This is a genomic window from Terrabacter aerolatus (assembly GCF_007991735.1).
In the GTDB taxonomy this organism is placed as follows: domain Bacteria; phylum Actinomycetota; class Actinomycetes; order Actinomycetales; family Dermatophilaceae; genus Terrabacter; species Terrabacter aerolatus.
This window is the reverse complement of sequence record NZ_BJYX01000033.1, coordinates 25573-35433: the sequence shown is the minus strand read 5'-3', so window position 1 is coordinate 35433 and position 9861 is coordinate 25573. Positions and strand designations below refer to the sequence as shown.

The window sequence follows — 9861 nt, the reverse complement described above, 5'->3', positions numbered from 1 at the left end:
ACCGCCCTGACCGACGGTGCGGGCGTGGTGGCGCACCGGCCGGCGGTGTTCGAGCGGCTCGAGTGGACCCTGGCCGACTGGGACGACGCCCGGGCCAAGCTCGCCGACATCGAGGCGCGGATGGTGTCCGTGCTCGATGAGCTCGGCTTGACGGCGCTGGTCACCAGCATCGACGGGTTGTCCCCGGTCGGGGCCGCGGCGATCCTCGCCCAGACCGGCGACCTGACCCGGTTCACCTCCGCTCGGGCCGTCGTCAAGCACGCCGGCCTGGCCCCGCGGGAACGCAAGTCCGGCACGTTCACCGGCAAAGCCCGGGTCACCGGCGCCGGACGCCCGCAGCTGCGCGTCGCGGCGTGGCGGGCGGTATGGGGATGCCTGCAGACCAACCGGGTGTACGCCGCCCGCTACCGACACCTCACCAGCCGGGAGCACCACCCGCTGACCCCGACCCAAGCCCAGACCGCGGTCGCCGCAGCGATCCTGCGGCAGCTGTACGCCGTCGTCACCCAGCAGCGCGCGTGGGACCCGGTCATCGCCGCCCACGGCACCACGAGGTGGAAGGAGACCACGGGCACCGCTGCTGCGTAACGAGATCCAGTACCAAGCCACCAGCACGAGGCGCTAACCACCAAGAGCTGGGGCGGGGTGAGCCTTCTGCGGCATTGAGAACCCTTGCGGTATCTCGTCGGACATCGCAGGCCGCCCCGTCCCGTCGTCGACACAACCCGATCACACGCTGCCGAGCACGAACTCGATTAGCTATGCAGGGACCGACGACGAGGACACCGGCACCCGCTCAGCCCTTGACGCTAAACACCTCACGCTGATGTCCGGTAAAGAGCGAGCACATGGGGTTGGTGGGGGAGGACCTCCGGATCCGAGGCCGCGTCCGGCTCGCGTCGAGGGTGGCCGCCCGACATGGACGGTCCGTCGGACTCCGTTAGGGACGGCGCGGCGCCTGACAACGCTGCCGGCGAGGCTGATGAGTCGAGCGTGCAATGACGCTGTCTTTCCCATCCCGAACGCTCGAGCCCCAGACCTCGGTAGCGAGCTCCCGGTCGTCCTGGCTGATGTCTTGACGTCGAGACGGCGTGCGATAACTCGTGCGATAACTCGCGGCGATCCTCGGCGTGTCGTGGACACTGACGGTTACTCGGTAGAGCCGCCGAGCGGCTGGCCGAACAGCCCAGGAAACGACAAAACCGCAGGTCAGAGGCTTCTGACCTGCGGTTTCGGGTTGTGGCCAGGGGCGGGGTCGAACCGCCGACCTTCCGATTTTCAGTCGGACGCTCGTACCAACTGAGCTACCTGGCCGGGACAACGAGTGGAACTATAGCCGACCCCTCGGACCTTCTCGCAAACCGTCTCCCAGAGGCCCGAGCCACGGTGGCGACGACGGCGCTCGTCGTCGCGAGCAGGGAGCGGGCGAGGAGGGACTCGGCCGATCGGCGGCCGTGGGCGGCGTGGCTCTTGCCATCGACGCCGGCCGAGTGAAAGATTCAAGCATCCTCGGTCGTGAGACGATGCCGCGACTCCATCATCGACCCGCAGGGGAGAGACCATGACCGACCACGGATCCGCGCTCAGCGGGGACTGGGACTTCGACCCGGCCCACACCCGGATCGGGTTCTCGGCGCGCCATGCCATGGTGACCACCGTCCGTGGGTCGTTCAACGACGTGACGGGGCGCTTCTACGCCGACCTCCAGGACATGTCCGCGTCGTACGCGGAGGTCGTCCTCAAGGTGGCCAGCGTCGACACGCGCAACCAGCAGCGCGACGACCACCTGCGCAGCGGCGACTTCTTCGACGCGGAGAAGTGGCCCGAGATCCGCTTCGAGAGCACGCACATCGAAGAGGTCGAGGACAACGCCTACATGGTCTCGGGCAACCTGACGATCCGCGACGTCACCAAGCCGGTCACGATCCCCATCGAGCTCGTCGGCGTCCAGGCCGACGCGCAGGGCGCCCTGCGCGCGGGCTTCGAGGGGTCGCGCCGGATCAACCGCCGCGACTTCGGCCTCGAGTGGAACATGCCGCTCGACGCCGGTGGCGTCCTCGTCTCCGAGAAGATCTCGCTCGAGTTCGAGATCTCGGCGGTCAAGCGCGGCAGCGACCAGCAGGGCTGAGCTCCGGGCCGGGCTGGGCGCCCGCGTTCGAGGTATGCCGTCGCGCCGGGTGGCGCGCCGACACCTCGAACCGACGTGGCGGGCTGCTCAGGCGGCCGGCCCCTTGGTGCGCACGTCGGCGACGTGCGACATGGCCTCGCGCAGCTCCCCGAGCCAGTCGCTCTCGTGCTGGCCGACGAGCTTGACACACCAGGCCAGCGCCTCGGCGCGCGACCGGGCGACCCCGGAGTCGACGAGGGTGTCGAGGACGAGCCGCTCGGGCTGGCGCAGCCGCGTCATCGCAGGGGCGGCGACGTGGGTGAACAGCTCGGTGCGGTCACCGACCCGCACGGCCCAGGAGACCTTGCGCTCGAAGCGGTGCTCCGCCTCGCGCGCGATCTCGATGCGGCGTCCCCGGGTGTCCTCCCGGAAGGCCTTGGCTCGGCCGGCGCGGGCCTCGTCGCGCTCGGCGTCGCTCGACCCGTCGGGCAGGTCGACGTCGGCGACGGTGAGCACGACGGTGATCTCCTCGCGGTCGACGGTGATGTCGGGCGCGGTGCTGCGCCACTCCTCGGGCAGGCGGCCGACGAACCAGCCGCGCACCCGCTCCAGTGCTTCGTTCGTAATCATGTAATCAGCATTACTCCATTACTGGCAGAGCTCAAAGGGTTACGCCCACGGCAGAGGGGGTCGGCGGCTACCCGCCGGACCCCCCGGGCGGTCGGCGACGCCTAGAGTTGGTGACCGTGCAGTTCCTCAACGGTCTCCAGCCCCAGCTCGACCTCACCTACGACGACGTCTTCATGGTCCCGAGCCGCTCGTCGGTGACGAGTCGCCTCGACGTCGACCTGTCGACCGTCGACGGGTCGGGCACCACGATCCCGCTCGTCGTGGCCAACATGACCGCCATCGCGGGGCGCCGCATGGCCGAGACCGTCGCCCGGCGCGGGGGGATCGCCGTCATCCCCCAGGACATCCCGGTCGAGGTCGTCCGGGACGTCGTCGCCTGGGTCAAGCAGCGCGACCTCGTCCACGACACCGCCATCACCCTCGAGCGGCACGTCACCGCGGGAGAGGCGCTCGTCCTCATCGGCAAGCGGGCCCACGGGGCAGCGGTCGTCGTCGACGGCCCCAAGCCGGTCGGGATCGTCACCGAGAAGGACCTGACGGGCGTCGACCGCTACACGCAGGTGCACGACGTCATGCACGAGGACATGGTCGTGCTGCCCGACTCCATCGACCCGCAGGAGGCCTTCGAGCGCCTGTCCGCCGCGCGGCGCAAGGTCGCTCCTGTCGTCTCGGAGCACGGCGAGCTCGTCGGCATCCTCACCCGTGGCGGCGCGATCCGCGCGGGACTCTACGCACCCGCGGTCGACGGAGCCCGGCGGCTGCGCGTCGCCGCCGCCGTCGGCATCAACGGGGACGTGGCCGCCAAGGCCGCCGAGGTGCTGGCGACGGGCGCCGACGTCCTCGTCATCGACACCGCCCACGGGCACCAGGACAAGATGATCGAGGCGCTGCGGGCGGTGCGGGCCCTCGACCCGCGGGTCCCCGTGGTCGCCGGCAACGTCGTCTCGGCGGCCGGCACCCGTGAGCTCATCGAGGCCGGTGCCGACATCGTCAAGGTCGGGGTCGGTCCCGGCGCGATGTGCACGACCCGCATGATGACCGCCGTGGGTCGCCCGCAGTTCTCGGCCGTGCTCGAGTGCGCCACGGCTGCCCGGGATCTCGGCAAGCACGTCTGGGCCGACGGCGGGGTCCGCCACCCACGTGACGTCGCGCTCGCGCTGGCCGCCGGCGCCTCCAACGTCATGATCGGCTCGTGGTTCGCCGGCACGCTCGAGTCGCCCGGAGACCTCTACACCGACAACGACGGCCGGCAGTACAAGGAGTCGTTCGGCATGGCGTCGTCGCGCGCGGTGCGCAACCGGACCGCCACCGACACCGAGTACGACCGCGCCCGCAAGGCCCTCTTCGAGGAGGGCATCAGCACGGCGCGCATGTACGTCGACCCGGCGCGCCCCTCCGTCGAGGACGTCATCGATGAGATCGTCGCCGGCCTGCGCAGCAGCTGCACGTATGCCGGTGCGCGCACTCTCGAGGAGTTCCACGAGCGGGCCGTCGTCGGCCTCCAGAGCACCGCCGGCTTCGCCGAGGGCCGCCCCCTGCACACCTCCTGGTGACCTCGCCCGCCCGCACCCCCGCCCTCTTCCCCCGCAACACACCGAGCAGTCGCCAACCACTGCGGTTGTAGCCGCAGGGGTTGGCGACTGCTCGGTGTGTTGCGAGGGGGTGGTGGGGGTCAGTGGCGCTTGCGGCCGACCTCGACGACGCGCCAGCCGCGCTCCCGGGCCACCTCGCGCAGCTCACCGTCGGGGTTGACGGCGACCGCCGTGCCGACGCGCTCCATCATCGGCAGGTCGCTGATCGAGTCGCTGTAGGCGGCGCACCGGTCGAGGTCGTAGCCGCGCTCGGCGGCGAGCTTCTCGATCTCGACGACCTTGCCCGCGCCGTAGCAGAACTCGCCCGTGAGGTGACCGGTGTAGCGGCCCTGCTCGTCGAGCTCGCTGCGGGTGGCGACGGCGCCCTCGAGCCCGAGCGCCGTCGCGATGCGGCTGACGAGCTCGATGGGAGAGGCCGAGACGACGATGCGGTCGTGCCCGACCTCGCGTGCCTCGGACAGCAGGCCCATCGAGGCCGGGATCGCCTTGCGCACGATGCCCGGCACGATCGCGTCGGTGAGGTGGATGATGTCGGACTGCGGGATGCCCGCCACGGCCCGGAGGATGCGCTCGCGCAGCGCCTCCGAGCCCTCGTCGGTGGATCCCTTGCGGTGGAAGGAGATCGCGTTGACGGTGTCCTTGACGAGGTCCCTCCACGGCACGTGGCCGCCGCGGAAGGCCGCGATCGCCAGGGGGTAGTTGGCGGACCCGCGGATCAGGGTGCGGTCGAGGTCGAAGAAGGCGGCCGTGGGGACCGGTCGTGCCCCGGCGTCACCCGACACTGGCCACCATCGGCAGGGCGGAGCGCCGCGGCGGGACCGGGGCGTTGACGGCGCGGGTGGTGGTCTTCGGCAACGGTCGCGGACGGTTCGGCAGCGCCAGGCGGAAGACCTTGGCCCAGGCCTGGTAGACCTGCTTCGGCAGCGGGCCGGTCGTGTAGGGCAGGCCGTAGCGCTGGCAGATCTCGCGCATCTCGACCGCGACCTCGTGGTAGCGGTTGCTCGGCAGGTCGGGGAAGCAGTGGTGCTCGATCTGGTGGCTGAGGTTGCCGGTCATGAGGTGCATGAGCTTGGACCCCGAGATGTTGGCCGAGCCGAGCATCTGGCGGATGTACCAGTCGCCGCGGGTCTCGCCCTCGATCTCCTCCTCCGTGAAGGTGTCGACACCGTCGGGGAAGTGGCCGCAGAAGATGACGGAGTGCGCCCAGACGTTGCGGATCGCGTTGGCCGTGAAGGTGCCGAGGAGGGCCTGCTTGCCCGAGCCGAACGGCACGGCGGCGAGCGGGGTCGCCGCATAGTCCTTGGTGAACTGGCGGACGACCTTGCGACCCATGGCCTTGAGGTCCTTCCTGAGGTCCTCCTTGGACTTCTCGCCGTCCTTGACCGCCTCGAGCTCGAGGTCGTAGATGGCGATGCCCCACTCGAAGAACGGCGCGAGGATCATGTTGTAGAGCGGGTTGCCGAGGTTGCCGGGGTGCCACGGCTGGTCCTCGTCCATGCGCAGGATGGAGTAGCCGACGTCCTTGTCCTTGCCCAGCACGTTGGTCCACGTGTGGTGCAGGTCGTTGTGCGTGTGCTTCCAGGCGGCGGCCGGGGTGACGAAGTCCCACTCCCACGTCGTGGAGTGGATGTCGGGGTCGCGCATCCAGTCCCACTGCCCGTGCAGGACGTTGTGGCCGATCTCCATGTTCTCGAGGATCTTCGCGACCGAGAGCATCGCGGTGCCGGCGACGAACGCCGTCTTCTTCCGCGACAGCAGCAGGGTGGCGCGACCGGCGACCTCGAGGGTGCGCTGGACGCGGATGACGCGACGGATGTAGGCCGCGTCGGACGCGCCTCGGGTCGCGATGATCCGGTCGCGCAGGGCGTCGAGCTCCTTGCCGAGCTGCTCGACGTCGGCGTCGCTGAGGTGCGCCGCGGCGCTCGGCCGCTTGGCGGGTCCGCCGGACGCCGCGAGGACCGGCTTGCGGGGCCGGGTCGTCGGGGCGGTGCCCTGGACGACACCGGCGGCGGCGTCCTCGCGGGGCGTCGTCGTCGGTCGGTTCGTGGTGGCAGTCATGGTGGTTCCCTTCTCAGATGTCCAGGTGGACAGGTCCGGCGGCCGCGTTGACGCAGGTCTGGATGAGCTCGCCCTCGTCGCCGTGCACCTCACCGGTGCGCAGGTCGCGGACCCTGCCCGCGACGAGCGGCACGAGGCAGCTGCGGCAGATGCCCATGCGGCATCCGCTCGGCATGACGACGCCGCAGTCCTCGCCGGCCTCGAGGAGGGGGACGTCGCCGCCCGCCTCCACCTCCTTGTCGGACTTCTCGAACGTCAGCAGTCCGCCCTCCCCGCCGGATCCCTCCAGCAGGACGGGCGCGAAGCGCTCGATGGTGAGGTTGGTGTGGGTGGCGTCGTCCCCGTCGTGCAGCCACAGCTCGGTGGCCGCGTCGAGGAAGTCGGTCGGACCGCAGGCGTATGCCGCGCGCTCGCGCCAGTCGGGACACAGCGTCTCGAGGTCGGTGACGTCCGAGAGGTCGAGGCGCCTGGCGCCCTCCTCGCGGGTGAACCAGTGCCTGACGGTGAGGCCGGGGAACTGGTCGGCGAGCTCGAGCAGCTCGTCGTGGAAGAGGGCCTCGTCGCGGGTCCGCGCGGAGTGCACGAGCACGACGTCGGCGTCGGGTCGACGCGGCACGAGCGTGCGGATCATCGACATGACCGGCGTCAGGCCGCTGCCGGCCGTCAGCATGAGCAGGGGCCTGGGGTGCTCGGGGAGCACGAAGTCGCCCTGCGGGGTGTCGAGGAAGAGGATGTCGCCGACCTTGGTGTCGCGTGCCAGCGCCGTCGAGACGTAGCCGATCGCGGTGACCGTGATGGCCGGGTCGTGCCCGACGGCGGCCGAGAGCGAGTAGCTGCGCCACTGGCGCACGCCGTCGATCTCGACGCCGATGCGGGCCCACTGGCCGGCGGCGTGGGGGTTCCACCCGCGGCCCGGTCGGAAGTGGATCGTCGTGGAGTCGGCGGTCTCGCGGACCACCTTGGTCACGACGCCGCGCAGCTGGCGCGCCGACGAGAGCGGGTTGACGAGGTTGAGGAAGTCCTCGGGCTCGCGCGGGGTCGTCAGGATCGACGCCACACGTCGGAGAGCACGGAACTGGGTCATGGTTCCATCATGGTGTTCACAGGGTCCGCACGTCTTGGGGCGACGCGTACTCTTTGACGCGAGAAACTGTTGCGTCACGACAATTTGCTGGAGGCCGACGTGGCACAGGACACATCAGACCCGCCGTGGTTGTCTCTGCCCGCCGAAGTGGCAGTCGTGCTGCGACCGGTCGTCCGCGACATCGTCGAGGCGATCATCGCCGGCATCCCGCGGGACGTACCGGTCTACGCGATGCCCATGGAGGGTCGCTTCGGCCAGGGGGTGCGCCAGGGTGTGACCATCGCGCTCAACCGCTTCCTCGACCTGCCCGGGACCCGGTTGCCCGCGCTGTCGGAGGACGGCAAGTGGGTCTACGAGAACCTCGGTCGCGGAGAGGTGCGTTCCGGGCGCAGCCTCGAGTCGCTCCTCGCGGCCTACCGTTACGGGGCCCGCGTCACCTTCCGGGCGATCTCGCGCACGGTCGACGTCTCGCAGCTGCCTCCGGACGTCCTCCTCTCGCTCGGTGAGTCGCTCTTCGCCTACATCGACGAGCTGTCGGCCGCGAGTGCCCAGGGCTACGCGCAGGAGCAGTCCGAGCGGGCCGGTGAGCAGGTGCGCCTGCGCGCCGAGCTGCTCGAGATGATCCTGCGGGGCGACTCGAGCGAGGGCGGTGTCCCGCGCCTGTCCGCCGCCGTGGGCTGGACCCTGCCGGAGGTCGTCGTGGTCGCGCTCGTGCCGTCCCCGTACGTCGAGGGCCTGCGGGCGGCGCTGGGTCCCGACGCCCTCGTCGCCGAGCGTGGCAGCGACGTCGTCATCGTCCTCCCCTCGGCCGGCCGCACCGCGCGCCGGCGGGACCTCGCGCGGGCGCTGCGTGGGCGCCGCGCCATCGTCGGTCCGCCTCGTCCGTGGCAGCAGGCAGGTGAGTCGCTGCACCTCGCGACGTCCGCGGGGGCGCACGGCGTCGGCCACAGCGACCCCCACGCCGTCGGGTCGGCCGCCGGGACGGGGGACGGGGCCGCCGACGCCGGCAGGTCGGGACCGGCAGGCGCGGGCTCACCGGTCTGGGTCGAGGACCACCTCGCCGAGCTCGTCGTGCTCGCCGAACCACTCGCCACCGAGGACCTCGCCCGCACGCGCCTCGCACCGCTCGACGGGCTGCGGCCCGCCGTCCGGGAGCGCCTCACCGAGACGCTGCTGTCGTGGCTGCGACACCAGGGGCAGCGAGCGCCGATCGCCGAGGAGCTCTTCGTGCACCAGCAGACGGTGGGCTACCGGGTCGCCCAGCTCAAGGAGCTCTTCGGGGACGGCCTCGACGACCCCGAGGTGAGGTTCGAGCTCGAGCTCGTCCTGCGCGCCGGCCACCGCTGAGCGCGACCGGGCGGACGGCATACGCCCTCGGTTCAGAGGGTGCGCAGGGGAGAGCCGTCGAGGTATGCCGTCAGGTCCTCGACGACGCCGCCGAAGAACGTCGCGTAGACGTCGTGCGTGACATAGCCGAGGTGCGGCGTCAGGAGCGTGCGGGGCGCGGTGCGCAGCGGGTGGTCGGCCGGCAGCGGCTCGGTGTCGAAGACGTCGAGGCCCACGCCGCCGAGGTGACCCCGTTCGAGCGCTGCCAGCAGGGCGACCTCGTCGACGATGGGCCCTCGAGAGGTGTTGACGAGCAGGGCGTCGGGTCGCATGAGGGCCAGCTCGCGCTCGCCGAGCAGGCCGCGCGTGCTCTCGGCGAGGACGAGGTGGACCGAGACGACGTCCGACGCCGTCAGCACCTCGTCGAGCGACGCGGCGCGCACGCCGACGGCCCCGGCGCGTTCGGGCGTCAGGCTGCGACTCCAGGCGACGACGTCCATGCCGAAGGCCTGACCGACGGCCGCCACCTGGCTGCCGATGCGCCCGAGGCCGAGCAGGCCCAGCGTGTGGCCGGCGAGGTCACGGCCCACCGTCGTCTGCCAGCCGCCCTCGCGGACGCCGGTGGCCTCCGGTACGAGCCGTCGGGCCAGCCCCAGGACCAGCGCCCACGTCAGCTCGGCCGGAGCGGTGGCCAGGCTGTCGGTGCCGCACACGGTGATGTCCGCCGCCGCGGCCGCCGCGAGGTCGATGCTCGGGTTGCGACGGCCGGTCGTCACGACGAGGCGCAGGCGGGGGAGGGCCCCGAGCACCTCTGCGGGCAGAGGCGTGCGCTCGCGCATGACGACGACCGCGTCGTACGGGGCCAACCGCCGCACGAGGGCGTCCGGCTCGCCGACGTGGTCGCGGAAGACGTCGACGCTGCACGGCGAGCCGGGACGGTCGGTGACGGGCGACCAGTCCGCACTGGTCAGGGCCACGCCCTGGTAGTCGTCGAGCACCGCGATCCGCACGGAGCCCACCCTAGGAGACGGGTGCGGCGCGGCCGGCCCCGGAACGGCAGAAGC

9 protein-coding genes and 1 tRNA gene are annotated in these 9861 nt (G+C 71.4%); 4 read left to right on the top strand and 6 right to left on the bottom strand.

The annotated features are described in order from the left end of the window. Positions 1-588 (top strand): transposase (locus TAE01_RS19175; RefSeq protein WP_222594186.1); only part of this gene is annotated, 588 nt, incomplete at its 5' end. Positions 589-1240: 652 nt separating this feature from the next. Here the strand turns inward: TAE01_RS19175 and TAE01_RS19170 are convergent. Further along, a tRNA-Phe gene (locus TAE01_RS19170) sits at positions 1241-1314 on the bottom strand. 247 nt (positions 1315-1561) lie between these two features. Here TAE01_RS19170 and TAE01_RS19165 point away from each other — a divergent pair. Further along, positions 1562-2128, top strand: coding sequence for a YceI family protein (locus TAE01_RS19165; protein ID WP_147068411.1), 567 nt, complete (start codon positions 1562-1564; stop codon positions 2126-2128). Between the two features lie 87 nt (positions 2129-2215). Here the strand turns inward: TAE01_RS19165 and abmR are convergent, their stop codons facing one another. Next, complete coding sequence (abmR, locus tag TAE01_RS19160) at positions 2216-2737, bottom strand: ATP-binding transcription factor AbmR (RefSeq protein WP_186815300.1); 522 nt, start codon at positions 2735-2737, stop codon at positions 2216-2218. Positions 2738-2853: 116 nt separating this feature from the next. Between abmR and TAE01_RS19155 the strand changes: the two genes are divergently transcribed. Beyond that, complete coding sequence (locus tag TAE01_RS19155) at positions 2854-4290, top strand: GuaB1 family IMP dehydrogenase-related protein (protein ID WP_147068410.1); 1437 nt, start codon at positions 2854-2856, stop codon at positions 4288-4290. A 119-nt stretch (positions 4291-4409) separates the two neighbouring features. Here TAE01_RS19155 and TAE01_RS19150 read toward each other — a convergent pair whose 3' ends face one another. Genes TAE01_RS19150 through TAE01_RS19140 form a run of 3 tightly spaced genes read right to left on the bottom strand, consistent with a single transcriptional unit; the run spans position 4410 to position 7471 of the window. Then, positions 4410-5111 carry an HAD family hydrolase gene (locus TAE01_RS19150; protein ID WP_147068409.1) on the bottom strand — a complete coding sequence of 234 codons (702 nt, stop codon included), beginning with the start codon at positions 5109-5111 and terminating at the stop codon, positions 4410-4412. Further along, positions 5101-6387 carry a fatty acid desaturase family protein gene (locus TAE01_RS19145; RefSeq protein WP_147068408.1) on the bottom strand — a complete coding sequence of 429 codons (1287 nt, stop codon included), beginning with the start codon at positions 6385-6387 and terminating at the stop codon, positions 5101-5103. Before TAE01_RS19145 ends, TAE01_RS19150 begins: the two co-directional genes overlap by 11 nt. A gap of 13 nt (positions 6388-6400) precedes the next feature. After that, on the bottom strand, positions 6401-7471 hold the full coding sequence (locus TAE01_RS19140; RefSeq protein ID WP_147068407.1) for a ferredoxin reductase: 1071 nt from the start codon (positions 7469-7471) through the stop codon (positions 6401-6403). Between the two features lie 99 nt (positions 7472-7570). Here TAE01_RS19140 and TAE01_RS19135 point away from each other — a divergent pair, with 99 nt between their 5' ends. Continuing rightward, positions 7571-8818 (top strand): PucR family transcriptional regulator, encoded by a 1248-nt coding sequence (locus tag TAE01_RS19135; RefSeq protein ID WP_486388991.1) that lies wholly within the window; start codon positions 7571-7573, stop codon positions 8816-8818. A gap of 32 nt (positions 8819-8850) precedes the next feature. Here the strand turns inward: TAE01_RS19135 and TAE01_RS19130 are convergent, their stop codons facing one another. Beyond that, entirely contained in the window at positions 8851-9807 is a 957-nt protein-coding gene (locus tag TAE01_RS19130) for a D-2-hydroxyacid dehydrogenase family protein (protein ID WP_186815299.1), read from the bottom strand. Positions 9808-9861 lie beyond the last annotated feature (54 nt).

Excerpts from the sequence above, each read along its gene's own strand:
- TAE01_RS19145 (WP_147068408.1), bottom strand. The coding sequence starts at position 6,387 with ATGACTGCCACCACGAACCGACCGACGACGACGCCCCGCGAGGACGCC.
- TAE01_RS19165 (WP_147068411.1), top strand. The coding sequence starts at position 1,562 with ATGACCGACCACGGATCCGCGCTCAGCGGGGACTGGGACTTCGACCCG.
- abmR (WP_186815300.1), bottom strand. The coding sequence starts at position 2,737 with ATGATTACGAACGAAGCACTGGAGCGGGTGCGCGGCTGGTTCGTCGGC.
- TAE01_RS19140 (WP_147068407.1), bottom strand. The coding sequence starts at position 7,471 with ATGACCCAGTTCCGTGCTCTCCGACGTGTGGCGTCGATCCTGACGACC.